Below are 26,741 nucleotides of genomic sequence, written 5' to 3'. Positions count from 1 at the left end.
GCCGCTGCCACGACTGCTCGACGACCGGGGAGCGCTTCACCCCAGGGTGAGCCGTGGCTTCGGTGCGTCCGTGCGGCCGGTCGGCGGTGTGCGGCTGCCCGCGCGGTACGGCAGCGGCCAGGGCGCGCCCGGTCCCCCGTAGCCCTGGTCGGCCGCCGCGTGCAGGGTCCAGTGCGGGTCGTACAGATGCGGGCGGGCCAGGGCGCACAGGTCGGCGCGGCCTGCCAGCAGCAGTGAGTTGACGTCGTCCCAGGAGGAGATCGCACCGACCGCGATGACGGGCACGACCAGGGTGTTGCGGATCCGGTCGGCGAACGGGGTCTGGTACGAGCGGCCGTACTCGGGGTCTTCGTCCGGAACGACCTGCCCGGTGGAGACGTCGATGGCGTCGGCGCCGTGCGCGACGAACGCGCGGGCGATCTCGACGGCCTCCTCGGCCGTCGTGCCGCCGTCGGCCCAGTCCGTGGCGGAGATACGGACGGTCATGGGCCGGTCGTCGGGCCACCGGGCGCGGACCGCGTCGAAGACTTCGAGGGGGAAGCGGAGTCGGTTCGACAGCGGTCCGCCGTAGATGTCGGTGCGGTGGTTGGTGAGCGGGGAGAGGAACCCGGAGAGCAGATAGCCGTGGGCGCAGTGGAGTTCGAGCAGGTCGAAGTCGCAGGTGGCCGCGTGCCGGGCCGCTGCGGCGAACTGGTTGCGGATCACGTCGAGCCCGGCCCGGTCCATCGCGTGGGGGACCTGGTTGACGCCTTCCCGGTACGGGATCGGGGAGGCGGCGGACAGCGGCCAGTTACCCCCGTCGAGGGGCTGGTCGATGCCCTCCCACATCAGCTTGGTCGAGCCCTTGCGACCGGAGTGGCCGAGCTGGATGCCGATCGCCGTGCCGGGGGCGGAGGTATGGACGAAGTCGGTGATCCGGGTCCAGGCGGCGGCCTGTTCGGGGGTGTAGAGGCCGGTGCACCCGGGGGTGATCCGGCCCTCGGCGCTGACACACACCATCTCTGTCATGACGAGCCCGGCGCCGCCGAGGGCCCGGGCGCCCAGGTGGACGAGGTGGAGGTCGCCGGGGACGCCGTCGACGGCCGAGTACATGTCCATCGGGGAGACGACGACGCGGTTGCGGAGTTCCAGGCCGCGCAGCCGCAGCGGGGTGAACATCGGCGGGGTGCCGGGAGCGCAGCCGAACTCCTCCTCGACGGCGGCGGTGAAGCCGGCGTCGCGCAGCCGCAGGTTGTCGTGGGTGACGCGGCGGCTGCGGGTCAGCAGATTGAAGGCGAACTGGCGGGGCGCCTGGTCGACGTACGTACCCAGCTCCTCGAACCAGCGCAGGCTCGCTGCGGCGGCACGCTGGGTGGAGGCGACGACGGGCCGCCGCTCGGCCTCGTACGCGGCGAGGGCTGCGGGCAGGTCCGGCTGCTCCTCGATGCAGGCGGCGAGCGCCAGGGCGTCCTCGACGGCGAGCTTGGTGCCGGAGCCGATGGAGAAGTGGGCGGTGTGGGCCGCGTCGCCGATGAGAACCGTGTTGCCGTGCGACCAGTGGGCGTTGACGACGGTACGGAAGGTGAGCCAGGAGGAGTTGTTGGAGCGCAGCGGGCGGCCGCTGAGGGCGTCGGCGAAGATCTTGCCGCAGCGTTCCGTCGATGCTGCGGTGTCCATGGCGTCGAAACCGGCCGCGCGCCAGACCTCCTCGCGCATCTCGACGATGGCGGTGGAGGCACCGGCCGAGAAGGGGTAGGCGTGCAGCTGCATCACGCCGTGCTCGGTCTCGGCGATCTCGAAGCGGAAGGCGTCGAACGCGAAGTCCGCGGCGAGCCAGATGTAGCGGTTGCGGTGGGTGGTGACGGTGGGCCGGAAGGTGTCCGCGTACGTCTCACGGGTGGTGCTGTGCACCCCGTCGGCCGCGATCACCAGGTCGTGCGTCGCGGCGAGCTCGGCGACGGACGGGGCCTCCGCGCGGAAGCGGAGCCGTACCCCGAGGGACGCGCAGCGCTTATGCAGGATCTCCAGGAGCCGGCGGCGGCCCAGCGCCGCGAAGCCGTGGCCGCCGGACGTCTGGATCCGGCCGCGGTGGACGATGTCGATGTCGTCCCACCGTACGAATTCGGCCTGGAGGGCCCGGTACACCACGGGGTCGGCGTGCTCGATGCCGCCGAGCGTCTCGTCGGAGAGGACGACACCGAAACCGAATGTGTCGTCGGGGGCGTTGCGCTCCCAGACGGTGACGGAGCGCTCCGGGTCCAGGCGCTTGAGGAGGGCTGCGGCGTACAGCCCGCCGGGGCCGCCACCGATGACCGCGATCCGGCTCGTGTCGGAGGCCATGGCGCTACCTGCCTTGCCATTTCGGCCGGCGCTTCTCCGTGAACGCGGCGTGGAACTCCGCGTAGTCGTCGCCGTGCATCAGCAGGGCCTGGGTGGCGGCGTCCATCTCCACGGCGGCGGCGAGCGGCATGTCGAGTTCGGCGGTGAGCAACGCCTTGGTCTGGGCGAGGGCCAGGGCGGGGCCTTCGGCGAGGCTGCGGGCGAGCTCCGCTGCGCGGGCGTCGGCCTGCCCCTCCTCGGCCAGCTCGCTGATCAGCCCGATCCGTTCCGCCTCGGGGGCGCGGACCGGCTCACCGAGCATCAGCAGCCGGGTGGCATGGCCCAGGCCGACGACGCGCGGCAGCAGATAGGCCGCCCCCATGTCACCGCCGGAGAGCCCGACCCGGGTGAAGAGGAAGGCGAACCGGGCGGACGGGTCGGCGACTCGGAAGTCGGCTGCCAGCGCAAGCACCGCGCCGGCGCCCGCGGCGACGCCGTGCACCGCGGCAATGACGGGGAAAGGACACTCGCGCAGCGCCCGCACGACCTGCCCGGTCATCCGGTTGAAGTCGAGCAGCTGCGCGGTGTCCATCGCGAGCGTGGCACCGATGATCTCGTCGACATCGCCGCCGGAGCAGAAGCCGCGCCCCTCACCGGCCAGCACGAGAGCGCGCACGGAGCGTTCGCGGGAGAGCTCGGCCAGGAGGTCGCGCAGGTCGGCGTAGGCGCCGAAGGTGAGCGCGTTGAGCTTCTCGGGGCGGGCCAGTGTGACGGTGGCGACGCCGTCGTCCGTCGTCAGCCGCAGATGGCGCCAGTCATCGGTACGGCGGGCGGAGCTGGGAAACGGGCTCATGGAGGGTGGTCCCCTTCAGCCGTCGGGCTGCTACCTGCTCTCGAAGTTATCACTCTTGCGTGACTGCCGTCACGAGTACGCGATAGGCGGCGACCGGGATATGTGGCGAACGTCCCTTTCCGACCGGACCGCAACCCCTTGTCTGTGTCGTTGCGCTTCGTAAGGTTGAAAGGAAGAAGTCCGGAGCTCCAGAAACTCGAGTTCCGGACAGCCGTGCCTCTGGAACGGAACCCCGCCTTGCCGCCCGATGGACCGATGCCCGCCTCCTGGCGTATCGCGCTGCCGCACTCCACTGCCGCAGTGCCGATCGCCCGCACCCTGATCCGTACGGCGCTGGCGGACATCGACACACCGGCCGACACCACCGACACGGCCGAGCTCCTCACCGCGGAACTGGTCGCCAACGCCGTGAAACACACCGACGGGGACGAGCCCGTCGAGCTGGTGGTGGAGCTTCTGGAGACCGGCTACCAGGTGGAGGTCCACGACCGCGACCCGGCCCCGCCGGGCGACCTCTCCCGGCCCCAGCCCGGCAGCGAGCCGGACCCCTGGCACGAGCACGGCCGCGGCCTGCTGCTGATCCGCACGCTCAGCTCGTCCTGCGGTCATCGCACGACGGAGCACGGCAAGGCCGTGTGGTTCACGCTGCCGCATCAGCACCGTCGGTAAAGGGCGCTTCTCGCCGCTCCTCACCGGCGTTCAGCGCCGATCGGCGCCGCCTGCGCACGGCCCCCGGTGCCTCTTGGCGCTTCCTCGGCGCCCCCGGGTGCCTCTTGGCGCTTCCTCGATGCCTCTCAGTCCTGATCCGCTCAGTCCTGATCCGCGCCGGCCAGCCGCGACCGGCTCCGGCTGTAGCCGGCGTACACCGCCGCGCCGGCCACCAGGAACACCGCGAACTGCACCCAGGTCGCCCAGCCCGTCCCGTACATCAGATACAGGCAGAAGAGGACGCCCAGGATCGGGCTGAACGGGTAGAGCGGCACCCGGAAGGAGCGCTTCAGCCCCGGGTTGCTGCGCCGCAACGCGATCACCGCGACATTGACCGCCACCATGATGCCGAGCGTGCCGATGGTCGTCAGATTCACCACCACGTCGAGGGACGCGAAGGCCGCCGGCACGGCGAAGACGCCGGCGACGATCCAGGTGTTGGCGACAGGCGTCGCCGTCCGCGGCGAGACACGCTCGAAGACCCGCGGGACCAGACCGTCGCGGGACATCGACATCAGGATGCGGGTCTGCCCGTACATCACCGCGAGCACGACCGACGCGATGGCCACGACCGCGCCGAACGCGATGATGCCACCACCGACGGTCGAGCCGGTGACCTGGTCGACGATCAGCGAGAGCGCGGCCGGCTTGTCGGAGACGGCGTCCGCGCCGAGTGCGCCGATGGCCGTGAGGGCGACCACGCAGTAGAGCAGGGTGGCGACCCCGATGCAGATCAGGACCGCGATCGGGATGTTCCGCCGGGGGTTCTTGACCTCTTCGCCCGCGGTGGTGATCGCGTCGAAGCCGATGTACGAGAAGAACGCCAGCGAGGCACCGGCGGTGACCCCGGCCGGGCCATGGGTGGCGAACGGCGTGAGATTACCGGCCTCGAACGCGGTGAACGCGATGGCGCAGAAGGCGATCAGAATGCCGATCTTGAGGACCGCCATCGCGGCCGTGGCGCCCGCGCTCTCCCGGATACCACGCACCAGCAGGGTGGCGGCCATCATGATCACCACGATGGCGGGGAGATTGATCACGCCGCCGTCGCCGGGCCCGGCGGACAGGGCGGCGGGCAGGTGCCAGCCCACGAGGCTGTTCAGCAGCTCGTTGACGTACTGGCTCCAGCCGACCGCGACCGCCGAGACCGAGACGCCGTACTCCAGCAGCAGACACCAGCCGACGAGGAACGCGATGCGCTCGCCGAGGGTGGCGTAGGCGAAGGAGTACGAGCTGCCGGAGACCGGGATCGCGCCGCCGAGCTCGGCGAAGGAGAACGCGGTGAAGATGCAGGTGATCGCGGCGAGGACGAAGGAGAGGACGACCGCCGGGCCGGCCTTGGCGACGGTGTCGGAAAGGCCGACGAAGATGCCGGTGCCGACGATGGCTCCTACGCCGAAGCACACGAGCTGGAACAGCCCCATGGTGCGCTTGAGGCCGTGCCCCTCCAGGTCGGCGCCGGATTCGGCGACCAGCTGGTCGGGGCTCTTGATGCGCAGGCCGGGCCGGGGCGACAGGCTCGGCGGGCGGAGCGGACTCACGGAGCGATCTCTTCTCTGGTGGAGCATGTGGGGGCTCGTGCGGATGGAGCGGGTGGGGGGCTCCGGTCCTCCGGTCCTGCGGGGGGACGGCACGAAAATGGGGCTCGAGCGTGCGAGCTCGAACCCCACCAAGTGGAACCATGGTAGCCACTTCTTCGCATGTTCACCCAATCGGGCGCATGATCATGCGTTACTCGGCGCCCTCCCCGGCCGCGCCGGGTCAGGCACCGGCCAGGGTCGCCACCAGGACGGCCTTGATCGTGTGCATCCTATTCTCGGCCTCGTCGAAGACGACCGAGTGCGCGGACTCGAAGACCTCGTCGGTGACTTCCAGCTCGGTCAGACCGTGGCTGTCGTGGATCTCGCGGCCGACCTTGGTGCCGAGGTCGTGGAAGGCCGGGAGGCAGTGCAGGAACTTCACGTCGGCGTTGCCCGTGGCCTTCAGGACGTCCATGGTGACGGCGTACGGCGCGAGGGCCGCGATGCGCTCGTCCCAGACCTCCTTGGGCTCACCCATGGAGACCCAGACGTCGGTGGCGACGAAGTCGGCACCCCGGACGCCCTCGGCGATTGCCTCGGTGAGAGTGACGGTCGCACCGCTGGACTCGGCGAGCCGGCGGGCCTGCGCGACGACCTCCTCGGCCGGCCAGTAGGCCTTCGGGGCGACGATCCGGACGTCCATACCCAGCAGCGCGCCCGTGACCAGGTACGAGTTGCCCATGTTGAAACGGGCGTCGCCGAGGTAGGCGAAGGCGATCCGCTCCAGCGGCTTGTCACTGTGCTCGGTCATCGTGAGGACGTCGGCGAGCATCTGGGTCGGGTGCCAGTCGTCGGTGAGCCCGTTGAAGACGGGCACCCCGCCGTACGCCGCCAGCTCCTCGACGACCGACTGACTGTCACCGCGGTACTCGATGCCGTCGAACATCCGGCCGAGTACACGGGCGGTGTCCTTCACCGACTCCTTGTGGCCCATCTGGGAGCCCGTGGGGTCGAGATACGTCGTGGAGGCGCCCTGGTCGGCGGCGGCGACCTCGAAGGCACAGCGAGTGCGGGTCGAGGTCTTCTCGAAGATCAGCGCGATGTTCCGACCGCGCAGCCGCTGCACCTCGGTGCCCGACTTCTTGGCCGCCTTGAGCTCGACGGCCAGGTCGATCAGGCCGCGGAACTCCTCGGCCGTGAAGTCCAGCTCCTTGAGGAAGTGGCGGCCTGCGAGGTCTATCGCCATGGTGGCTGCTCCTGGGTCGGGCGAGGGTCGCGCGTACAGTTTCTGGAAGTCTATACGAATCAACGCATCGCTATACAGTCCCCGTGGTGCGTGTCCGCGCGGTCCACCGTGTATCTCTACGGCCCCCGCGTTTTCCGTACGGCGCCGTGCCCCGGTCACACGGGGTCACGTACCACCGGGCAGCTCATGCAGCGCGGCCCGCCCCGGCCCCGGCCCAGTTCGCTGCCGCGGATCTCTATGACCTCGATGCCTTCCTTGCGCAGGTACGTGTTGGTGGTGGCGTTGCGCTCGTAGGCGATGACGACACCCGGCTCGACGGCCAGCACATTGCAGCCGTCGTCCCACTGCTCGCGCTCCGCCGCGTGCACGTCCTGGGTGGCCGTGAGCACCCGGATCGAGTCCAGGCCGAGCGACGCCGCGATGGCCCGGTGCATGTGCTCCGGGGGATGGTCGGTGACCTTCAGATCCCGCGGTCCGCCGCCGGGCTCGATGGTGTAGGAGCGGAGCATGCCGAGCCCCGCGTACTGGGTGAACGTATCGCCGTCGATCATCGTCATCACCGTGTCGAGGTGCATGAACGCCCGGCGTTTGGGCATGTCGAGCGCCACGATCGTCCGCGCGGAACCGGCGTCGAACAGTCCGCGCGCCAGCATCTCGACCGCCTGCGGGGTGGTGCGCTCGCTCATCCCGATGAGGACGGCCCCCTGGCCGATGACCAGGACGTCGCCGCCCTCGATGGTGGACGGATAGTCGTCCTGACCCTCCGACCAGTGGTGGAAGGCCCCGGCCTCGGCGCCGGTGAAGAGGGGGTGGTGACGGTAGATCGCCTCGAAGTGGACCGTCTCACGCTGCCGGGCCGGCCAGCGCATCGCGTTGATGGACACACCGTCGTAGATCCAGGCCGAGGTGTCCCGGGTGAAGAGGTGGTTGGGCAGCGGACCGAGCAGGAAGTCGTCCAGTTCCATGACGTGGAAGCGGACGGAGGTCGGCTCACTGTGCCGCTCCAGGAACTCCCGCTTCGTCATCCCGCCGACCAGCGCCTCCGCCAGCTCGTCGGTGGACAGCTCCTCGAAGGCGGCCCGCAGATGTTCGGTGGCGAGCGGACCGTACTCCTTCTCCTCGAAGACCCGGTCCAGCACCAGCCGCTTGGCCACCGGAATGTCCAGGGCCTCACGGAGCAGATCGCCGAAGAGATGCACCTCCACTCCGCGATCGCGCAGGACGTCCGCGAAGCCGTCGTGCTCCTGCCGGGCGCGGCGCACCCACAGCACGTCGTCGAAGAGGAGTGCGTCCTTGTTGCTGGGGGTGAGCCGCTTCAGTTCGAGATCGGGGCGGTGCAGTATGACGCGGCGCAGCCGCCCGGCCTCGGAGTCGACATGGAATCCCATGCCTCCATCCTCACCGCGCGGAGCGCCGCTCACCCGGCGAATCGCCACCTGCTTCTTCGTCTTCGGGCTCAGAGCCGCGGGTCGACGGGCTCCGACTCCAGGGCGAGCACCGCGAACACCGCCTCGTGGACCCGCCACAGCGGCTCCCCGTCGGCGAGCCGGTCCAGCGCCTCCAGCCCCAGGGCGTACTCACGGAGCGCCAACGACCGCTTGTGACCGAGGAACCGGGAGCGCAGCCGCTCCAGATTCTCCGGACGCGTGTACTCGGGGCCGTAGATGATCCGCAGGTACTCCCGGCCGCGCACCTTGATGCCCGGCTGGACCAGCCTGCCCTTTTCGTCCCGGACGAGCGCCCCGAGCGGTTTCACGACCATGCCTTCGCCGCCGCTGCCGGTCATCTCCAGCCACCAGTCGATGCCGGCGCGGACCGATGCCTCGTCGCCGGTGTCGACGACGAGCCGCCGGGTGACCTGGAGCAGGCCGGTGGGGTCGTGCTCCACCAGCCGGTCGAGCCAGGCAAGCTGCTCGTCATGCGGTACGGAGGCCAGCGAGCGGCCCCGCACGGCGAGGATCTGGAACGGGGCGATCCGCACCCCGTCGAGGCCCTCGGTGGACCAGCAGTAGCGACGGTAGGCGTCGGTGAACGCCGCCGCGTCGACCGTCCGGTCCCGCTGACGCACAGCCAGGTCGGCGACGTCGACACCGCGGTCCGCCGCTGCCGCCAGCGCCGCGTTGGCCCCGGGGAGCACAGCACCGGACGCGGCGCCGACCGCCGCGTACTGCGAGCGGAGCAGGCCTCCAGCCTTGAGGGACCAGGGCATCAACTCGGCGTCGAGCAGCACCCAGTCGGTGTCCCACTCGTCCCAGAGCCCGGCGGCGGTGACGGCCGTGCGCAGCCTGCCGAGGATCACCTCGGTCAGGGCGCCGTCGTCCAGGAACGGCCGTCCGGTACGGGTGTGCAGCGCCCCGGTCGGGCCCTCGACCCCGAACCGCTCCCGGGCCGCTTCCGCGTCGCGGCAGACCAGGGCCACCGCGCGCGAGCCCATGTGCTTCTCCTCGCACACGACCGTGGCGACACCGTCCGCCCGGTACTGGGCGAACGCCTCGGCCGGGTGCTCCAGGAAGCCTTCCTCGCGGGAGGTGGCGGTCGGCGCCATGGTCGGCGGCAGATAGCCGAGCAGCCGTGGATCGACGGCGAACCGGCTCATGACTTCGAGCGCCGCCGCGGCGTTCTCCTCGCGCACCGAGATCCGGCCCTGGTACCGGGTCTCCACGATCCGGCGGCCCTGCACATCGGCGAGGTCCAGCGGACGGCCCTCCCGGCCCCCGGGGGCCTCGGTGGTCAGCGGCTTGGCAGGCTCGTACCAGACCTTCTCGGCCGGTACGTCGACGAGTTCACGCTCGGGCCAGCGCAGCGCGGTCATCTTCCCGCCGAAGACCGCACCGGTGTCCAGGCAGAGGGTGTTGTTGACCCAGGAGGTGCTGGGCACGGGGGTGTGGCCGTAGACCACGGCCGCGCGGCCGCGGTACTCCTCCGCCCACGGGTAGCGCACGGGCAGCCCGAACTCGTCGGTCTCGCCGGTGGTGTCCCCGTACAGCGCGTGCGAGCGGACCCGTCCGGAGGTGCGCCCGTGGTACTTCTCGGGCAGCCCGGCGTGGCAGACGACCAGCTTGCCGCCGTCCAGCACGTAGTGGCTGACGAGGCTGTCGATGAACTCCCGCACCTGCTCGCGGAAGGCCGGGTCCTTCGCGTCCTCCCGGTCCAACTGCTCGATGGTCTCGGCGAGTCCATGGGTGTGCTGGACCTTACGTCCCTTGAGGTAGCGCCCGAGCTTGTTCTCGTGGTTCCCCGGCACGCACAGGGCGTTGCCCGCGGACACCATGGACATGACGCGACGCAGCACACCGGGGCTGTCGGGGCCGCGGTCGACGAGGTCGCCGACGAAGACCGCCGTACGCCCTTCGGGGTGCGCGCCGTCGACGTAGCCGAGCTTGCCGAGCAGGGACTCCAGCTCGGAGCGGCAGCCGTGGATGTCACCGATGATGTCGAACGGGCCGGTGAGATGACGGAGGTCGTTGTAGCGGCGCTCGAGCACCACTTCGGCGTGCTCGGCCTCCTCCTCGGTGCGCAGGATGTGCACCTTGCGGAAGCCCTCGCGCTCCAGGCCGCGCAGCGAACGGCGCAGCTCGCGACGGTGGCGCTGGACGACATGGCGGGGCATGCCGGCCCGGTCGGGGCGGGCTGCGTTGCGCGCCTGGCAGACCTCTTCGGGCAGGTCGAGCACGATCGCGATCGGCAGCACGTCGTGGCTGCGGGCCAGCTGCACCAGCTGCTTACGGCTCTCGGCCTGGACGTTGGTGGCGTCGACGACGGTCAGCCGACCGGCGGCGAGCCGCTTGCCCGCGATGTAGTGCAGCACGTCGAAGGCGTCACCGCTGGCGCTCTGGTCGTTCTCGTCGTCGGCGACGAGGCCGCGGCAGAAGTCCGAGGAGATGATCTCGGTGGGCTTGAAGTGCCTGTGCCCGAAGGTGGACTTGCCGGAGCCACTGGCCCCGACGAGAACGACGAGGGAGAGGTCGGTCACCGGCAGCGTGCGGTGCGCTCCGGTGCTCTTCTCGGTGTCGTTGTCGGTCATGCTGCCTTCGCCTCCTTCTTCTTGGTGTCGTCCTCGGCGGTCTTCGTGAAGACAGCCAGCTGCGTGGGCGGCCCCACCTCGGGGTCGTCGGGCCCCACCGGCACGAAGTCGACTCCGTATCCGTGCCGCTGCGCCACCTCCTGCGCCCAGGCCCGGAACTCCGCCCTGGTCCACTCGAAGCGGTGGTCGCCGTGGCGCACATGCCCGGCCGGGAGACTCTCCCAGCGGACGTTGTACTCGACGTTCGGTGTCGTCACGAGCACCGTCTGCGGCCGGGCCGAACCGAACACCGCGTACTCCAGCGCGGGCAGCCTCGGCAGGTCGAGGTGCTCGATGACCTCGCTGAGCACCGCCGCGTCATAGCCGGCCAGCCGCTTGTCGGTGTACGTGAGCGAGCCCTGCTGCAGCGTGACGCGGCCGGCCTGCCGCTCCCCCATCCGGTCGAGCTTGAGGCGGCGCGAGGCGATGGTGAGAGCGCGCATCGAGACATCGACGCCGACGATCTCCGTGAAGCGCACGTCCCTCAGCAGCGCCTGGACCAACTGACCCTGTCCGCAGCCCAGGTCGAGCACCCGGCTCGCCCCGGCGGCGCGCAGCGCCTCCAGGATCGCCGTGCGCCGCTGCTCGGCGAGCGGCACCGGTTTCTCCTCGGTGTCCGTCGTCTCGTCGACGGCGTTGTCGACACTCTCCACCGCGAGGTCGTCCAGCTCGGCGAGCCGCACCAGCTCCAGCCGTTCCATCGCCTGCCTGGTCAGCCCCCAGCGCCGGGACAGATAGCGGCTGGTGATCAGCTTCTGCTCGGGGTGGTCGGCCAGCCAGCCGTCACCGGCCCGCAGCAGCTTGTCCACCTCGTCGGGCGCGACCCAGTAGTGCTTGGCGTCGTCGAGCACCGGCAGCAGGACGTACAGCTGCCGCAGCGCATCGGCGAGCCGCAACTCGCCCTCCAGCACGAGCCGTACATACCGCGAGTCGCCCCACTCCGGGAACTGCTCGTCCAGCGGTACGGCCACGGCGTCCACGCTCGCCCAGCCGAGTGGACCGAAGAGCTTCGAGACGAGCTCAGGCCCGCCGCGCGCCGGGAGCGCGGGCACCTCGATCCTGAGTGGCATGGGGTCCGCGGCACGCTCGGGCCGGGCCCGGCACACACCGTTCAGAGCGGACTTGAAGACAGCGCTCATCGCGACGGAGAGCAGCGAGGACGCCGCGTACGGGCGGTCGTTCACGTACTGCGCGAGCGCCGCGTCGGGGGCGCCGCCCCGGCCCTTTCCCCTGCCGCGCCGCACCAGCGCCACCGGATCCACCTCCAGCAACAGCGCGGCCGTGCAGCGCTCGGCCGATGCCTCGGGATAGAAGACGTGCGCGGTGCCGTGGGACGTGGAGAACTGCTGCGCCTTCTCGGGGTGCTTGTGCAGCAGAAAGCCGAGGTCGGTGGCGGGTCGCTCCGGCGTGCCGGTCGTACTGATTGTCAGGAACACACGTCCGAGTATGGTCCGGTTCACTCGCCCCCCACCAGGCATTTTGTTGATGTCTACGGTTCCGGTGTTCCTCCTGCCCCTGCTGTCCCTCCAGACTGTCCTGTCCGTCCCGTCCGTTCCGCCTCCAGCAGCTCGGCCAGTTTCGCGATCGAACCGGGGCCGACCCGGCAGCAGCCGCCGACCAGCCGTGCGCCGGCCGCCTGCCAGCCCCGCACCCGGCCCGGGTCGAAGCTTTCACCCCCGGTCCACGCCCGGCCCTCGGAGTCCCACCGCTCACCGCTGTTCGGGTACACGACGACCGGCTTCCCGGTGACCTCCGCCGCCGTCTCCACCGCACGGTCGGCACCGGCCGGATCGCAGCAGTTCACCCCCACAGCCACCACGCGCTCGTGCCCGGCGACGAGCCCGAAGGCCGTCTCCAGCGGCTGCCCGGCCCGGGTCCGGCCCCCCGCCACGCTGTAGGAGAGCCAGACGGGCAGCCCGCACACCTCGACCGCCCGCAGCAGCGCCTCCGCCTCGTCGACGTCCGGCACCGTCTCCAGTGCCAGCACATCGGGTCCGGCGGCGGCCAGCGCCTCGATCCGGGGCCGGTGGAAACGCTCCAGCTCCCGGACCGAGAGGCCGTACCGGCCGCGGTACTCGCTGCCGTCCGCGAGCATCGCCCCGTACGGACCGACCGAGGCGGCGACCCAGATCTCCCGGTCCGTCGCGCCACCGGCCCGCCGGGCCAGCTCCACGCTGCGGGCGAGGAGCTCCGCCGCCCGGTCCCGGCCGATCCCCCGCCGCGCGAACCCCTCGAACGTCGCCTGATAGCCCGAGGTGATGAGCACCTGCGCACCCGCCCGCACATAGGCCCGGTGCGCGGCCTCGATCTGCCGGTCCTCGTCGAGCAGCAGCCGGGCCGACCACAGCTCGTCGGACAGATCGCAGCCCTGCGCCTCCAACTGGTTGGAGAGACCTCCGTCGAGCAGGACCGTGGACTCGGCGAGCGCGGCGGCCAGCGGGCGGTCGGGTTGCACAGGTGCTCCTCTCAGCGACTCGTGGTCACCTGCTCCTGTCCACCGGTCCGGTGTCCGCCGGTCCGGTGTCCGCCGGTCCGGTGTCCGCCGGTGCCCACCTCGGTCGGGGCCGGCTCAGTTCAGCTGGGACTGGACCTGCGAGGAGATCAGCTCCAGGTGATCCAGGTCGTCCAGGTCGAGGACCTGGAGGTAGATCCGCGACGACCCGATCTCCCCGTACCGGCCGATCTTGTCGACCACTTCGGCGGGTGAGCCCGCAAGTCCGTTCGCCTTGAGCTCCTCCACATCGCGGCCGATGACCGACGCACGGCGGGCCACCTCGGCGTCGTCCTTGCCGACACAGACCACCAGGGCGTTGGAGTACACCAGGTCGTCCGCGCCGCGCCCGGCCGCCGTTGCAGCCTCCCTGACCCGTCCGAACTGCTTCTCACTGTCCTCCAGCGAGGCGAACGGGATGTTGAACTCGTCCGCATACAGAGCGGCGAGCCGCGGTGTACGAGTCGCACCGTGACCGCCGATCAGAATCGGCACCTTGGCCTGGGCCGGCTTGGGAAGCGCAGGCGAGTCGGTGAGCTGGTAGTAGGTGCCGTCGTAGGTGAACTTCTCGCCGACCCCGGTCGCCCAGAGTCCGGTGACGATCGCCAACTGCTCCTCCAGCCGGCCGAACTTCTCCTTGGGGAACGGGATGCCGTACGCCTTGTGCTCCTCCTCGAACCAGCCTGCACCCAGGCCGAGTTCGACCCGACCGCCGGACATCTGGTCGACCTGGGCGACCTGGATCGCGAGGACACCGGGGAGCCGGAAGGTCCCCGCGGTCATCAGCGTGCCGAGCCGGATCCGCTTGGTCTCGCGCGCCAGCCCGGCCAAGGTGATCCAGGCGTCGGTCGGGCCGGGCAGCCCGCTCCCCGCGCCCATGTGGAGGTAATGGTCGGAACGGTAGAAGGCATTGAAGCCGAGGTCCTCGGCAGCCTTGGCGACAGTGAGCAGAGTGTCGTAGCTCGCCCCTTGCTGGGGCTCCGTGAAGATTCGAAGATCCATGGATCCATCCTGCACCTCCGAACGCCGGTCGTCCCTCCTCCCACTGCGTGTGCGGCCCGGCGGCGGATCCGAGCACGGCCGGTCAGGTGCGGCCAGGTGCGCCCGTGAGGACGGTCACGGCTGGCCCGCCGCCGAGCCTGCCGGTCCGCGGACCGCACCGCGCGGGCCGTCCCGCCCTCTCCCCCGCTCCAGCTCGTGCTGCCGCTCCCGGTCCTGCTCCGCAAGGCGCCGGAGCATCCCGTGCACCCGGTCCAGCGACTCGTCCGCGGCGTCGATCGCCTCTATGCACTGCCAGTAGAGACTCTCCTCGTCGGTGTCGCAGGCCACCGCGACGAGAGCCATCCCCACTTCCCCGAGCAGCGCGCCGAGACCGGTCAAAGTCGCGCGCGGATCGGCGACCTCGGAGAGCTGGGCAGCCCGTGCCACACCGGTCCGCACCACCGGATGATCCGGCCCCCCGCTGCCCCTCCCTCCGATCTCACTGAGCCCTCGCGCCTCGCCGCGCAGCTCCTTCGGCCCGCTCGCCGCCAGCCGGTCGCCGATCGCCTGGGCCAGCGCCTGGGCCTGCCAGGCCTCCGCCATGATGGACGGTGTGCCCCGGCTCTGCGCCAGAGCTCGCCGACTTACCCCTATGAGCCGTTCCGCTTCCATGCATTGCCCCCGTCCGTACGAAAACCCGCTCACCTCATCCATTACCCACAGTGAGGGGAGTGGCACCGAAAGGCCAGGGGATTTCGGAAATCTGTGGACAGGAAGTCGATTGTGGATAAGTCGATCACTCCGAAGAGTGACGATCTTGGGGATCTGACCGCTCCGGAACCGGAAAGCGCGCCTCGTTCCGATCGATTTTCTCCGCCAGCGCCGCCAGCGCATCGATGCCCAGTACCTCGCAGAACTGCAGCAGATACGCGAGCACGTCCGCGACTTCGTCCGCCACCCGATGCGCCGTGTCAGGCTTCTCCATCACCCGTCCCGACTGCTCGGGCGTCAACCATTGGAAGATCTCGACCAGTTCGGACGCCTCGACGCTCAGCGCCGCCGCCAGATTCTTCGGGGTGTGGTACTGCTCCCAGTCCCGTTCGGCCGCGAACGCGGCGAGCCGTCGCTGCAGTGTCTGCACATCAAGTCCTGTCACGGTTCCAGGTCTACCACCGTCAGACCGGCCGTCCCGCGCGCCTCGGAGGCGGCCGCCTCCGCGACCGTGCCCACCAGCCGGAGATGCCCGGCCGCGCCGATGGACGCCGCCAGGGTCAGCAGCCGGCGCAGCTGACGTCCGTCCAGGTCGCGGTCGAGTCCGTCGGCCAGCACGGTGAGGGTCTGCATGGCCGACGGCACCTCCCCCGCCGCCTCCATGGCCAGCACCCCGGGTCCGGTGAGCAGCACCAGGGCCAGCGCCAGATATCTCAACTCGCCGTCGCCGAGCCGCCCGACAGGGGTGCGATGGCCGCCGTCGCGCTCGACCAGGGCGCGCACCTTCCCGTCCGGGAGCCGCTCGACGCCCAGCCCCGTCACCGTCCCCGCGCATCCGGCACCGGCCGCCGCGACGAGGCGGGCATGCCGCTGACCGCACTGGGTGTGCGTCCGTTCCAGCACCGCCGCAAGGTTGTCGCAGCCGCGACGCAGCCGGTCCTCGCCGCTCGGCACCGGCGCCCGCATCCGCTGCGGCTGCGGTTCGCACGCGAAGACCGACCGCAGGGCCACCACCATCTGTTCGGCGGCGGCCAGGACCCGTACCTGCCCCTCGGTCGTTCCCGCGACCCGCAGCGGCAACAGCGCCGTGCCGAGCATGTCGTCCGGCAGTGGGGCGCGGGTGACCGGGACCGCGCCCGCGGTGTGCCAGGCCGCCTGGACCGTCGAACGCCCGGGATCTCGCAGGGCGGTGGTGAGGAGGGTCTCGCCGCCGCCGGTCAGCCGTTCGCCGACGATCCGGAGAGTGGGTTCGGCCTGGACGGCGAGATCGAGCCGGACCGGACCGGCCGGGCCGTCCGTCGTGCAGCCGATCCGGAAGCCGCGGCGGCCCTGCGCGTCGGCCCCGGCCCGTTCGGGTACGTACGCCTCCGGGTCCGGGAACACCTCGCCGAGCGGGTCACCGGCCCCCAGCCGTGCCAGTGCCTCGTACGCCCGCAGCGCACTGGACTTGCCGCTGCCCGCAGCCCCGGCGAAGAGCGTGAGCGGCCCGATCGGGAGGACAGTGCCCCGGTGCGAGGCGAAGGCGGAGAGCCGCAGTTCGGTCACGACGGGGCCGGCGGAACGGGCCGGCCGGCCGGCGGACGGTAATCCGGAACGGGCATCGGGGGCAGCGGGCGGCAGCGGGGTGGCCCCCGGGCAGAGTGCAGTCATGAGCGGACCGTACTCACGCCGTCGACCGGCGAACCGTTCCGCCAGGCGGACCTTCCTACGATCGGGGTACGGCCGCCGTCGCAACCCCTTCGACCTCCATGCCGACCGGCGACAGCAGAAAGACGTTCCGGTCGACCCGGTGCATTCCGCTGCCCAGCCCGAAGACCACACCGCTGGCGAAGTCCAGGATCCGCTTGGCCACATCGGTCTCGGCGCCGGTCAGATCGAGCAGCACGGGGATCTGTGCGACCAGGTACTCGGCCACCTCCCGCGCGTCCGCGAAGACCTGCACCCGCAGCACGACCATGCGGCGCTGTTCGGCGGTCTCGTGGTCGTCGGGGACCGTGCGGTGGTCGACCCGGGACGGCCACTCGTTGCGGCTGCGCAGCGGTACGACCTGGGCCAGCCCCTCCCACTGCTCGTCCGTGACGTCGTACCTGTCGTATCTGCTCACCGGACCACCCCGTCTGTGCTTCGGTCGGCGTTGCGCCGGCTGCGCTCGCTGTTCATCGGGCAATTCTCTCGCCCCTCACCCGTTCGGCGTACCAGCGACACGGGTCAGTGGCTGATCGACACCTCCGACGGACCCGCGGGCTCCGCGTCCGGGTTCACGTCGAGCGGGGTGAAACGGACCGGCAGATGCATCAGCGCGCGGTGGAACGGGCCGGGCCGCCACATCAGTTCGCTCGCCGGGACGGCCAGTTCCGCATCGCACAGCTGGCTGGTCAGCTGCTCGATCGCGGTCATCGCTATGAGCAGCGCCGGCTGCTTCGCCGGACACCGGTGCGGCCCCGCCGACCAGGCCAGGTGCGCACTACCGCCGGAGCGCACGCCGGGGTCCGAAGTGGCGTGCGCGGACTGGGTGTTGGCCGCCGCGTAGGAGATCAGGAGCAGCTGTCCGGCGCGCAGCCGGACGCCGTGGAACTCGGTGTCGTGGCGTGGGTAGTGGGCGGCCAGATTGGCCAGCGGCGGGTCCTGCCAGAGGACCTCGTTGATGGCCTCGTGGGCCGTCATCGCGCCGCGTTGCAGCGAGCCGGCGTAGCGCGCGTCGGTGAGCATGTGCAGCAGCGCGTTGCCGATCAGATTGGTCGTCGGGTCGTGGCCCGCGCTCATCACCAGCGTGATCTGACGCACAGTCTCGTCGTTGTCGAGACCGGCCGGGTGGCCGAGGAAGTACGAGGTGAGATCGCGGCGGGGCCGAGCGCGCCGGTCGGCTACGAGGCGGGTGACGACGGTGACGAGATCGGCGTACGGGGCGGCGGCGTCATCGGCCGAGTTGAACATGCCGCCGATGCCCTCGACGATCCGTTCCCGGTCCTCGGGCGGTACGCCGAACCACGTGGTGAAGACGTGCAACGGGAGCCGTCGCGCGTACTGGGCGACGAGGTCGCCACTGCCGGAGGCGGCGAACTCCCGGATGAGCCGGCGGGCGACACGGGCCACCTCGGCCCGCAGGATGTGCGGTTCGATCATGGCGAGGCCGTCGTTGATGGCGTCGCGGTAGCGGGCGTGCACGTCGCCGTCGCTGAAGAGTGCGGTCGGCCGGTAGCCGAGCATCGGCAGGACCGGTGAATCGGCGGGGACGGTGGCCTGCCAGGCGCGGGGGTCCTTGGTGAAGGTGTGGGTGTCGCGCAGCAGATCGACGGCCGCCTGGTAGTCGGTGACCAGCAGGGCGTCGATGCCGGCGGCGATCCGGACCGGGGCGAGCGGGCCGTGCGCCCGCAGTTGCCGGTAGTGGCCGTGCGGATCGGCGGCGAAGTCCGGGCCGTACAGCGCGAGCGGCTGCGGCGGCTCTACGGAGCGCACGGAGGCGGCGGGAGGTGTCATGACGGGTCCTGAGGCTGGGGCAGGCGGGTCAGCACATGTTCGGCGAGGGCGATCAGGGCGTCGATGCTGCCGCGGCGTTCGCGGGCGTCGCACTGCAGCAGGGGTGTGTCGGGGTGGAGATCGAGGTGCTTGCGCAGCACCTCGTCGGGGTGGGCGGGGGCGTCCGGGAAGCGGTTGACGGCGATGGCGTACGGCAGTCCCTGCTCCTCGACCATGTCCATGACGGCGAAGGAGTCGCCGAGCCGGCGGGTGTCGACCAGCACGAGGGCGCCGAGGGCGCCGCGCGCGATGTCCTCCCAGAGCGGGAAGAACCGTTCCTGACCGGGGGTGCCGAACATGTAGAGCACCAGGTCGTCGAGGACGGTGAGCCGGCCGAAGTCGACGGCGACCGTGGTGGTGGTCTTGTCCGGCAGTCCCGCGGTGTCGTCGAGACGGGTGCTGGACTGGGTCATCGCCTCTTCGGTGTGGAGCGTGGGTATCTCCGACAGCGTACGGATCAGGGTCGTCTTGCCCACGCCGAAGGGACCCGTGACGACGAGCTTCATCAGGGTCTGGTCGGCATGCGGCAGATAGCCGATGCCGGTCCGGTCAGTGGAGGGAGCGGAGTCCAACGAGCAGCCTCTCGACGAGCGACCGGTCGGTCTCCCCGGCGCTGGGGATCGGCGGTCGGGTGTGCAGATGTCCGGCGGCCGCGAGGTCCGTGGCCAGGAAGACGGTGGCGCTGACCGGAAGGTCCAGGTGGGCCGCGCATTCGACGACGCTGAGGGCGCCCGGTTCGAGCAGCTCGCACAGCCTGCGCTGTTCCGAGCCCGTGTCGTCGGGCAGGGCCGAGTCGGTGCGTACGAGCACGGCAAGCCGGTCGAGTGCGGGGCCGGTGGGCCGGGTCCGGCCACCGGTGACCAGGTAGGCGGGGATCAGACGGCGTCCTGGACCCGGGGTCATGGCCGGGCGGTGGTGTCCGGTCGGCGGGCGGGTGCGTTCATCGCCCGGGTCAGCGCGGTGACCTGCACCTGCATCTGGTACGCGATGTCGCCGAGTTTGGCCCCGGGTTCCGCGAACAGGGCGAGCGTGGTGTTCTTCCCCGCCGGGACGACGATGGCGAAGCCCTGGTCGGACTCGACGACCGTCTGGGCCAGCTGCGGCGCCTCGACGTCGGTGAACGCGGTGGTGAAGGCCCGGGCCGCGGCGTGCAGGGTGGCGGTCATGGCGGCGACCCGCTCGCCGGAGGCGCGGTCCAGGCCGGGTGAGGCCCCTTCGACGAGGCCGTCGCCGGTGGCGACCACGGCGTGCTGAACGCCGGGCAGTTCCAGCAGCGGGGTCAGCACCCATGCGAGGTCACCGGTGGTGGGGGTAGGGGTGCTCACGTCTCGTCGTCTCCTTGGTCGTTCCGGTCGTCCCGGCAGTTCCGGTCGTCCTGGCCGTCTTTGTTGTCGTGGTGTTCCGCTTCCGGTGGGGCGGCGGGGGCGCTGCGGCCGCTGAGGGTGCCCTGCTGGAGAGCCGCCCACGATGCCTCGGCCTGTTCGGGGGTACGGGGCGGCGGTGGGGCGGCCGGGGTCACGGCGGCGGTGGGCGCGGACCGTGCGAGTGCCGGACGGGGTGCGCGGCGGCGCCGGCTGGGGAGTCCGTTGCGCTCCTCGGCGGCGGGTTCCGGCTCGGCGGCGGGCTCCGGCTCGGCAGCAGCGGTGGTGGCGGTGTGCGCGTGCACCGGCTTCGGGGCGAGGGCGGAGAGGCTGCGGTCGTCCTCCAGCACCGTCAGGAGGTGGGCGGGGACCCGCAGGATCGTACGCATCCCGCCGAACGGTGAGGGCTCGATATGGCAGCTGAGGCCGTACTGGACGGCCAGCCGGCCGACGACGGCGAAGCCGGTCTGCGGCGGATCGCCCAGCTCGGTCAGGAGCACTTCGGACGGGCCCGCCAGCAGGGCGCGGGCCCGTTCGAGCGCGTCGTCGTCCATGCCGATGCCCGCGTCGTCGACCACCAGGAAGGCGCCGCGACCGCCGCTCTGCTGGACCGTCACCTGTACGTCGGTGTCGGGGTGCGAGTAGGCGGTGGCGTTGGCCAGCAGTTCGGCGAGGGCGATCGCGAGAGGTTCGGCGGCGCGGGCGACGACGGCCAGCCACTCGTCGCGCAGATGGTTGGCCACCTTGATGCGTTCGTAGCCGGCGACGCGGGACTGGGCGCCGAGCACGATCTCGACGAGCGGCGAGCTCTGCCGGGCCAGGCCCGGCCATGCGTCGCAGAGCACCGCGGTGGCCTGGGTGCGGCGCAGCGCCAGTTCGTTACGGAAGTCCAGCTGCAGGATCCGCGGGTCGTCGTACTCGTGCTGGAGCTCGTGCAGCAGTTGCTGGGACTGGTTGAGCAGGGACTGGATCTTGGCGGAGGTGCCGCGCATCGCCGCGCGGGCGGCCGCGTCGACGCGCTGCCGCTCCTCGATGACCGCGACTCGGGCTGCCTGGACCGCCTCGGTCAGCAGCCGCGCGGAGCCGCCGTCGACCTCGGCCGCCTCGCGCAGGCCGGGCACCGGCGCGCTGGGGTGGGAGAGGGCGAGCGCGGCGGCGGGTATCCGCTTCTGGGCCAGCTGCCGGATCTCGTCGGTGAGGGCGGTGGTGCGGGCATCGGCCGCCTTCGCCTGACGTTCGGCCAGCTCGACGCGGCCCCACGCCACATTGGCGTCACGGGCCGCGTTCTGGGAGCGGACCACGGCCGTCACGGCAGTGACGACGGCGATCAGCGCCACGATCCATGCCATGCCGTCACCGCATTTCTGTTGTCGGGTCCGTCTCCCGGCCCGGGCGGCGGGAGATCCGGCTGTCACCCCGCGCGGCCTGCCGCCCCACGGGACTACTCCCCTTCTTGCGCGGAGAGTTCTTGAGCGGCGACTTCTTGAGCGACGACGGCGACATCGGTCATCACCTGCAGCACACCGGGCAGTTCGGACCCGTCGAGCTGCCGGTACTCGCTGCCGATCGTCACCACGAGCCGTTCTGCCAGGCCGAGTTCGGGGTGGCGCCGCTCGCCGATCACCCGGCGGGCCGCCTCCAGCGCAGGCACCCCGGCCGCATGGAGGGCGTGGGCTCGATCCCGTACGTACTCGAGGTAGCCGATGTGTGCGCGCACCCCGGCCGGGTCGAGGACCGGACCGTGGCCGGGGACGATGGTCTCGGCACCGGTGGCCAGCACCTGTTCGCAGGCCGCGATCACATGGGAGAGGGGACCCGCCCAGTGCACCGGGTGGTCACCCGGCTGCTGCGGTGTGGAGGCGAAGATGACGTCGCCGCTGAACACGGTGCGCTGCGCCGGCAGGTGCACGATCAGGTCGCCCGTGGTGTGGGCGGCGGGCAGGGCCGACACCTGGACCGGGTACTCCCCCAGGGTCAGTTCGAGCTCCCCGGTGAAGTACGTGGTCGGCTGCACCGGTTCGGTCTGCGACCAGTCGAAGGTGCCGAAGTGGCGCTTGAGATATTCGCCGAGCGCGGTGGCGGGATCGCCGCCCTGGACCAGCGCGTGCTGCTGTTTCGGGGTGGGTTCGTAGTGGATGTGTTCCCGGGCCTCGCGGGTCGCGATGATCTCGGCGTCCGGGAGCACGCCCGCGCCCCAGAAATGGTCCCCGTTGGCGTGGGTGACGATCACCCGGTCGATGGAGGCACCGTCGGGCAGCCGCTTCGTGGACTCGGCCAGGAACTGGCCGGCGAGTACGGGGTCGTACGGGGTGTCGATCCAGATCGCGCCACGCGGCGAGGTGAGCAGGCCGCAGTTGGCGAGACCCCAGCCGCGTTTCGGCGGGAGCCACGCGTACAGGTCCCGCCCCAGCTCGACGAAGTCTCCACCCGTGATCGACATGGACGCGATTATGCCGACCCCGATCCGGCCACGCGTTCGAGCCTGGCCGCCGCGCGCCCTGGTTGGCGCAAAATCGACGGTCATGCTCGGCGGTGGCAGTCCGGCGGTGACGGTACGAGACCGGCCGCCGGTGCCTCCGTACGACATCTTCCGGATGATCCGTTTCAATTCACCCGACAGTGCCACGCATCGCGGCGAGGGCCGTTCGGGCGGCCGCCGCACCGGAATGCGCCGATTACCCACCGAGCATGGCTGAAAACAGATGCGGAAAGACCCCCGGTGACAGCGCCCGACGGCGCTGCCCCCGGAGGTCTTCTCGACATCGTGGCCCGGTGTGGCTAGTACGTGGCGGGCACCGTCCACTGCTGGTTGGCGCCGCCGTGGCAGTCCCAGAGATCGAGTGCGGTCCCAGTGGTGCTGTCGCTGCCCGGGACGTCCAGACAGCGGCCGGAGGCCTTGTTGACGAGCGCGCGCGTGGAGGTGTTGTACGTCCACTGCTTGGCCGTGTCCGTGACGGCGCCCCCGGCGCCCGTCCCGGCGCAGTCGCGGACCAGGACGGCCGCTCCGTTACCCGTGCCGGCCGCGGTCAGGCAGTAGTCGGAGGACAGCCTCAGGGTTCCGTCGGCCGCCTTCACCCATGCCTGGTTGTCGCCGCCCGAGCACCCGTAGAGATCGGCCACCGTCCCGTCCGAGACGCCGCCCGACGCGTCCACGCACTTTCCGGCCAGACCCGTCACCGGTCCGCGCACCGAGTTGCCGATGGCGAGGTTCTGCACCGTGCCGCCGCTGACCGTGTCGGTCCGGGTCATGGACGCGCAGGCGTTTCCGCTGTTCGAGGTGGAGGAGACGGCGGCGGTGACCGTACCGCCGTTGCCCTTGGGCAGCCCGAAGCGGGCGTCACTGAACGGCTGGTCGTAGCAGGTGGCGCGGGGATCGTTCCACTCGAAGTACTCCGTCCAGTCGACCATGCCGGACGGCGAGATGGCGGTGGCGGGCGTCTTGATGCTGCCCAGCTTGTAGGACGTTCCCGCCGTGGTGTCCGCGACGGTGGCGCCGAACCAGCCACCGCCTTCGGCTGCCACCTTGAAGGTGTACGTATGGCCGGCGGTCCAGTCGAGGTTCATCCGGCAGCTCATGCCCTCGCCCTCGCCGCCGAAGCTCTGGCACCAGGAGCCGGTGGAGCCGGCCGTGGCTTCCGAGACGTCCCAGACGGAGAAGAGGAGCACCCTGCTCGACCCGCCGTTGGACTGCATGCCGAGGTAGGCGCCGTTGCCCTGGTTGAAGCCGAACTGATGGCTCCAGAACACGTTGGCGGTGTATCCGGGGTCGTGCAGGACGGTCGTGGACCAGGTGACCTCGGTCAGGACCGGCGAGCCGGAGAAGGAGTAGTTGGTGTACGTGCCGGGAGTCGTGCCGAGGTCCGCGGCGTGGGTGGGGCCGGCCACGCCGAGCAGGGCCAGGGCGGCCGCGGCGGTCGTGGCGAGGGTGGTGCCGAACAAGTGGCGCAGAGTCATGCGTTGCACCTGCTTCTGGTGGGGGGGAATGGGGATCGTGCTCTCTTGCCTGCACCTCCGGGATGAGGAGGTGCACGATGTGCGAGTGAGATCCGTCGGACAGGGCCGAAGCCCTGTCCGACACTTCCCGGTCAGAATCCGGCCAGAAGTTTCCTAGCGAACCTGACCGCGTTCGAAGTACGCGATCAGCTCGGGGTCGAGAGCCGGCACGTCGTACGGTGCACCGCCCTCACGCAGCGAGCGGGTCGCGAGCACACCGGCGGCGACGCTCATCCGGGCGGCGACCGGAGAGGTGTCGGTGACGCCGCCGTCGCGGACGAACCGGCAGAACTCCTCCATGATCCGGCTGTCCCCGCCGCCGTGTGAGCCGTTGGCCTCCGGCACCCGGTAAGTGATGTCGGCCTCGGCGCGGTACCCGCTGGGGCCGGTGTTCCAGACCTTGACCTCGTCACCCGGGCTGTCGCCGAAGTTCTCCAGCCGCCCCTCGGTGCCGATGACGGTGTAGTTGCGCCAGTAGTCCGGGGTGAAGTGGCACTGCTGGTACGCGGCCACAACGCCGTTGTCGAGCTGCATGTTCATCACTGAGACGTCCTCGACGTCCACGATGTGATGCAGGTCCTTGCGGGCCGTCGGCGGCCAGTCGAACTCCCGCAGCCAGTTGTCCGGCCGCGGGGTGTCCGCCTCGCGGCGCGGCAGGTCGCCGTAGACGAGGAGGTCGCCGAGGGCGTTGACCCGACGGGTGTAGCCGCCGGCCAGCCAGTGCAGGACGTCGATGTCGTGCGCGGCCTTCTGGAGCAGCAGTCCGGTGGTGCGGGTCCGGTCGGCGTGCCAGTCCTTGAAGTAGTAGTCACCGCCGTAGCCGACGAAGTGCCGCACCCAGACGGCCTTCGGCTCGCCGATGTCACCGCGGGCGATGATGTCGCGCATCAGCCGGACGACGCCCATGTGGCGCATGTTGTGGCCGACGTACAGCCGGGTCCCCGTCTCGTACGCGGCGCGCAGGACGTTGTCGCAGCTCTCGACGGTGATCCCGAGCGGCTTCTCGACGAAGACCGCCTTGCCGGCCCGGAGGGCATCGATGGCGATGGCCTCGTGGGTGTCGTCCGGGGTGGCGATGATGATCGCGTCGAGGTCGTCCCGGTCGAGGAGCTGCTTGTAGTCCTCGACCGCGACATCGGTGCCGAAACGCTCTGCCTCCCGCCGGCGCACCTCGGGGTCGAGGTCGCAGACGGCCGTGATCGCCGAACCCTCTCCGGGGTGGTGGGCGGAGGTCGCGATGGAGCGGCGGAGGCCGAGCCCGATGACGCCGAGGCGCAGGTCTGACACGGGGGTCCCTTCTGTCTGTGCGGGTGGTGCGGGCGGAGACTACTTACCGGCGATAGAGGCCTCGTACTCGGCACGCATCTGGTCGCCGCCGCCGGAACGCCACTTGCGCAGCTCCTCCTTGTAGGCGGAGATCGGCTTGCGGCCCGCCATGATGTCCTTCTGGCAGTCGGCCATGGCCGTGGTGAGCGACGCGTATTTGCGGGTGTACGTGTCGGAGAAGTGGCCGCTCGTCGGGTTCGACTGGTTGTTCTTGAGCAGTTCCTGCTGCCAGGCATGGATCTGACCGGCCAGCTCCGCCTTGCCCGGGAGGTACACGTACTCGGGTCCGTTGGCCAGGAAGGCCAGCGGCATGGCGGTGGTGACCGCCTCGGAGTTGCCCTTGCCGGTGAGCTTGACGTCACCGCTGGACGTGCGGGTGAAGTGCTTGCCCTCGATGCCGTTGTCGAGGAAGAGACGCTCCTCCGTGCCGAACGGGGCGGCGAGGTAGTCGAGGACGCCGAGCAGCATTTCGACCCGCTTCTCGTCGGCCTTCTTGGAGATGGCGGTGTAGCCGACCGAGCCGTAGCCCATGTTGTACTTCGGCTTCGCGCCGGCCTTGGCGGCGAACGGCACGATGATGCCGAAGGGGAAGTCGTACGCCTTGGTGTCCACCAGGAAGCTGGGGAAGGACTGCACGTAGGCGCCGAGGGAGCCCTGAGCCATCTTCTCCATGGTGGTGGAGAGGTTGGGATCGGGCCAGAAGAGACCGGCCTTGGCCACCTTGACTCCGAACGCCAGGGCCTCCTGGTACTCCTCCGTCTCATACATGTGGGTGAGTTTGCCGCCCTCCAGCCGCCAGCCGCTGGGGGCGCCGAACCACTGTCCGAACATGCCGACGTGGTTCACGTATGCCGGCTCCAGGACGTACTTGTTGCGCTTGGCGTCGAGAAGCTCCTTGCCCTTGGCGAGGAAGTCCTCGGCACTGGTGAACTCGGCGCCGCCGACCGGCTTCCAGAAGTCCTGATTGACCACATAGACCTGTCCCATGGAGCCGTAGGCGACGGTGACGCCACGGATCTTGCCGTTGATGACGGCGGTCTTCCACGCGGTGGTGGGCAGGTTGGCCAGGTTCGGATACTTCTTGACCGCGTCACCGGACAGGTACGGGGTGAGGTCGTGGAACTTGGCGTCCAGCAGCTCGGGCACGCGCTGCAAGCCCTGGTTCGGCGGGAACCAGACCAGGTCGGGGATGTCACCGCTGGCCATCATGGCGTTGAACTTGGTGAGGTAGGCGTCGACGCCCTGGTCGACGACTATCGTCATGTCGAACTGCGCGCCGAGGCGCTTGTTCAGCTCCTGCCAGTAGGCGTTCTTGGCCTGCGGCGGCGCGGGCGTCGTGAAGGTCTCGGTCAGCGCCGTGATGCGGCTGCCGTCGCCGGGGGCCTTGGCCACCGACTTGGTGAGCTTCTTCGGGTAGCGCAGGTACGTGGCGTCCAGTCCGGCCGCATTGCCCGCGAGGTCGGCGGGGGCGGTCTGCGCGGTGACGTACGTCGGGAGCTTCAGCCTGGCGGACGCCTTGGCGCCACCCTTGCTGACGGTGGCGCCGCTGCCGCACGCGGTCAGGGACGACAAGCCTGCCACGGTCAGACCGGCGATCCCCGCCGCGCCCATGAAACCGCGCCTGGACAAGTTGGTGGACATGGTGCTCCTTGAAGTATGTGAAGTGCGGGGGGA

The 26,741-nt window shown here is 70.6% G+C and carries 24 protein-coding genes; 2 read left to right on the top strand and 22 right to left on the bottom strand.

Annotated elements, in window-relative coordinates; all coding sequences use genetic code 11:
* Nucleotides 1-36 precede the first annotated feature (36 nt).
* Together ACIA8E_RS30305 and ACIA8E_RS30300 are read right to left on the bottom strand one after the other, a co-directional pair.
* Nucleotides 37-2,319 carry a bifunctional salicylyl-CoA 5-hydroxylase/oxidoreductase gene (locus ACIA8E_RS30305; protein ID WP_399302728.1) on the bottom strand — a complete coding sequence of 761 codons (2,283 nt, stop codon included), beginning with the start codon at nucleotides 2,317-2,319 and terminating at the stop codon, nucleotides 37-39.
* A 4-nt stretch (nucleotides 2,320-2,323) separates the two neighbouring features.
* Complete coding sequence (locus ACIA8E_RS30300) at nucleotides 2,324-3,151, bottom strand: enoyl-CoA hydratase family protein (protein WP_399302726.1); 828 nt, start codon at nucleotides 3,149-3,151, stop codon at nucleotides 2,324-2,326.
* 237 nt (nucleotides 3,152-3,388) lie between these two features.
* Here ACIA8E_RS30300 and ACIA8E_RS30295 point away from each other — a divergent pair, with 237 nt between their 5' ends.
* Nucleotides 3,389-3,820 carry an ATP-binding protein gene (locus tag ACIA8E_RS30295; protein WP_399302724.1) on the top strand — a complete coding sequence of 144 codons (432 nt, stop codon included), beginning with the start codon at nucleotides 3,389-3,391 and terminating at the stop codon, nucleotides 3,818-3,820.
* Between the two features lie 140 nt (nucleotides 3,821-3,960).
* On the opposite strand, the gene ACIA8E_RS30290 is transcribed toward ACIA8E_RS30295, so the two are convergent.
* The 17 genes from ACIA8E_RS30290 to ACIA8E_RS30210 form a co-directional block, all read right to left on the bottom strand.
* Nucleotides 3,961-5,427 carry an amino acid permease gene (locus ACIA8E_RS30290; RefSeq protein ID WP_399302722.1) on the bottom strand — a complete coding sequence of 489 codons (1,467 nt, stop codon included), beginning with the start codon at nucleotides 5,425-5,427 and terminating at the stop codon, nucleotides 3,961-3,963.
* Nucleotides 5,428-5,620: 193 nt separating this feature from the next.
* Complete coding sequence (argF, locus tag ACIA8E_RS30285) at nucleotides 5,621-6,625, bottom strand: ornithine carbamoyltransferase (RefSeq protein WP_399302720.1); 1,005 nt, start codon at nucleotides 6,623-6,625, stop codon at nucleotides 5,621-5,623.
* Between the two features lie 155 nt (nucleotides 6,626-6,780).
* Nucleotides 6,781-8,013 (bottom strand): arginine deiminase, encoded by a 1,233-nt coding sequence (locus ACIA8E_RS30280; protein WP_399302718.1) that lies wholly within the window; start codon nucleotides 8,011-8,013, stop codon nucleotides 6,781-6,783.
* A 68-nt stretch (nucleotides 8,014-8,081) separates the two neighbouring features.
* Nucleotides 8,082-10,649 carry a polynucleotide kinase-phosphatase gene (locus ACIA8E_RS30275; protein WP_399302716.1) on the bottom strand — a complete coding sequence of 856 codons (2,568 nt, stop codon included), beginning with the start codon at nucleotides 10,647-10,649 and terminating at the stop codon, nucleotides 8,082-8,084.
* Complete coding sequence (locus tag ACIA8E_RS30270; protein WP_399302714.1) at nucleotides 10,646-12,124, bottom strand: 3' terminal RNA ribose 2'-O-methyltransferase Hen1; 1,479 nt, start codon at nucleotides 12,122-12,124, stop codon at nucleotides 10,646-10,648. The genes ACIA8E_RS30275 and ACIA8E_RS30270 overlap by 4 nt, the downstream gene beginning before the upstream one ends.
* Nucleotides 12,125-12,177: 53 nt before the next feature.
* Nucleotides 12,178-13,143, bottom strand: coding sequence for a homocysteine S-methyltransferase (mmuM, locus tag ACIA8E_RS30265; protein ID WP_399302712.1), 966 nt, complete (start codon nucleotides 13,141-13,143; stop codon nucleotides 12,178-12,180).
* A gap of 114 nt (nucleotides 13,144-13,257) precedes the next feature.
* Nucleotides 13,258-14,181: an LLM class F420-dependent oxidoreductase gene (locus ACIA8E_RS30260; protein ID WP_399302710.1), complete on the bottom strand. Its 924-nt coding sequence runs from the start codon at nucleotides 14,179-14,181 to the stop codon at nucleotides 13,258-13,260.
* 114 nt (nucleotides 14,182-14,295) lie between these two features.
* Entirely contained in the window at nucleotides 14,296-14,832 is a 537-nt protein-coding gene (locus ACIA8E_RS30255) for a DUF6099 family protein (RefSeq protein WP_399302708.1), read from the bottom strand.
* A 124-nt stretch (nucleotides 14,833-14,956) separates the two neighbouring features.
* The gene (locus ACIA8E_RS30250) at nucleotides 14,957-15,316 is read right to left on the bottom strand and encodes a nucleotide pyrophosphohydrolase (RefSeq protein WP_399302706.1); all 360 of its coding nucleotides are present in this window, start codon (nucleotides 15,314-15,316) and stop codon (nucleotides 14,957-14,959) included.
* Complete coding sequence (locus tag ACIA8E_RS30245; protein ID WP_399302704.1) at nucleotides 15,313-16,521, bottom strand: AAA family ATPase; 1,209 nt, start codon at nucleotides 16,519-16,521, stop codon at nucleotides 15,313-15,315. The genes ACIA8E_RS30250 and ACIA8E_RS30245 overlap by 4 nt, the downstream gene beginning before the upstream one ends.
* A 55-nt stretch (nucleotides 16,522-16,576) precedes the next feature.
* Nucleotides 16,577-16,975, bottom strand: coding sequence for a cell division protein SepF (locus ACIA8E_RS30240; RefSeq protein WP_399302702.1), 399 nt, complete (start codon nucleotides 16,973-16,975; stop codon nucleotides 16,577-16,579).
* 104 nt (nucleotides 16,976-17,079) lie between these two features.
* On the bottom strand, nucleotides 17,080-18,348 hold the full coding sequence (locus ACIA8E_RS30235; RefSeq protein WP_399302700.1) for a cytochrome P450: 1,269 nt from the start codon (nucleotides 18,346-18,348) through the stop codon (nucleotides 17,080-17,082).
* The gene (locus ACIA8E_RS30230; protein WP_399302698.1) at nucleotides 18,345-18,959 is read right to left on the bottom strand and encodes a GTP-binding protein; all 615 of its coding nucleotides are present in this window, start codon (nucleotides 18,957-18,959) and stop codon (nucleotides 18,345-18,347) included. Before ACIA8E_RS30230 ends, ACIA8E_RS30235 begins: the two co-directional genes overlap by 4 nt.
* A complete protein-coding gene (locus ACIA8E_RS30225) occupies nucleotides 18,937-19,290 on the bottom strand; it encodes a DUF742 domain-containing protein (RefSeq protein WP_030979254.1) in 354 nt (117 codons plus the stop codon). The genes ACIA8E_RS30230 and ACIA8E_RS30225 overlap by 23 nt, the downstream gene beginning before the upstream one ends.
* Nucleotides 19,287-19,712 (bottom strand): roadblock/LC7 domain-containing protein, encoded by a 426-nt coding sequence (locus ACIA8E_RS30220; RefSeq protein WP_399302696.1) that lies wholly within the window; start codon nucleotides 19,710-19,712, stop codon nucleotides 19,287-19,289. Before ACIA8E_RS30220 ends, ACIA8E_RS30225 begins: the two co-directional genes overlap by 4 nt.
* On the bottom strand, nucleotides 19,709-21,097 hold the full coding sequence (locus ACIA8E_RS30215; protein ID WP_399302694.1) for an ATP-binding protein: 1,389 nt from the start codon (nucleotides 21,095-21,097) through the stop codon (nucleotides 19,709-19,711). Before ACIA8E_RS30215 ends, ACIA8E_RS30220 begins: the two co-directional genes overlap by 4 nt.
* A 92-nt stretch (nucleotides 21,098-21,189) precedes the next feature.
* Entirely contained in the window at nucleotides 21,190-22,188 is a 999-nt protein-coding gene (locus ACIA8E_RS30210) for an MBL fold metallo-hydrolase (RefSeq protein ID WP_030979248.1), read from the bottom strand.
* Between ACIA8E_RS30210 and ACIA8E_RS30205 the strand changes: the two genes are divergently transcribed.
* Complete coding sequence (locus tag ACIA8E_RS30205; RefSeq protein WP_399302692.1) at nucleotides 22,178-22,444, top strand: hypothetical protein; 267 nt, start codon at nucleotides 22,178-22,180, stop codon at nucleotides 22,442-22,444. The two genes, ACIA8E_RS30210 and ACIA8E_RS30205, sit on opposite strands and share 11 nt — an antisense overlap.
* 82 nt (nucleotides 22,445-22,526) lie before the next feature.
* On the opposite strand, the gene ACIA8E_RS30200 is transcribed toward ACIA8E_RS30205, so the two are convergent.
* The 3 genes from ACIA8E_RS30200 to ACIA8E_RS30190 form a co-directional block, all read right to left on the bottom strand.
* On the bottom strand, nucleotides 22,527-23,702 hold the full coding sequence (locus tag ACIA8E_RS30200) for a ricin-type beta-trefoil lectin domain protein (protein WP_399302690.1): 1,176 nt from the start codon (nucleotides 23,700-23,702) through the stop codon (nucleotides 22,527-22,529).
* Between the two features lie 153 nt (nucleotides 23,703-23,855).
* Nucleotides 23,856-25,028 carry a Gfo/Idh/MocA family protein gene (locus ACIA8E_RS30195; RefSeq protein WP_399302688.1) on the bottom strand — a complete coding sequence of 391 codons (1,173 nt, stop codon included), beginning with the start codon at nucleotides 25,026-25,028 and terminating at the stop codon, nucleotides 23,856-23,858.
* A gap of 39 nt (nucleotides 25,029-25,067) precedes the next feature.
* On the bottom strand, nucleotides 25,068-26,708 hold the full coding sequence (locus tag ACIA8E_RS30190; RefSeq protein ID WP_399302686.1) for a hypothetical protein: 1,641 nt from the start codon (nucleotides 26,706-26,708) through the stop codon (nucleotides 25,068-25,070).
* Between the last annotated feature and the right edge of the window lie 33 nt (nucleotides 26,709-26,741).

The sequence above is a fragment of the Streptomyces sp. NPDC051664 genome (genome assembly GCF_044453545.1).
Lineage (GTDB): Bacteria > Actinomycetota > Actinomycetes > Streptomycetales > Streptomycetaceae > Streptomyces.
Note: the sequence above shows the minus strand (reverse complement) of the source record. Positions and strands in the feature narration are given on the sequence as shown.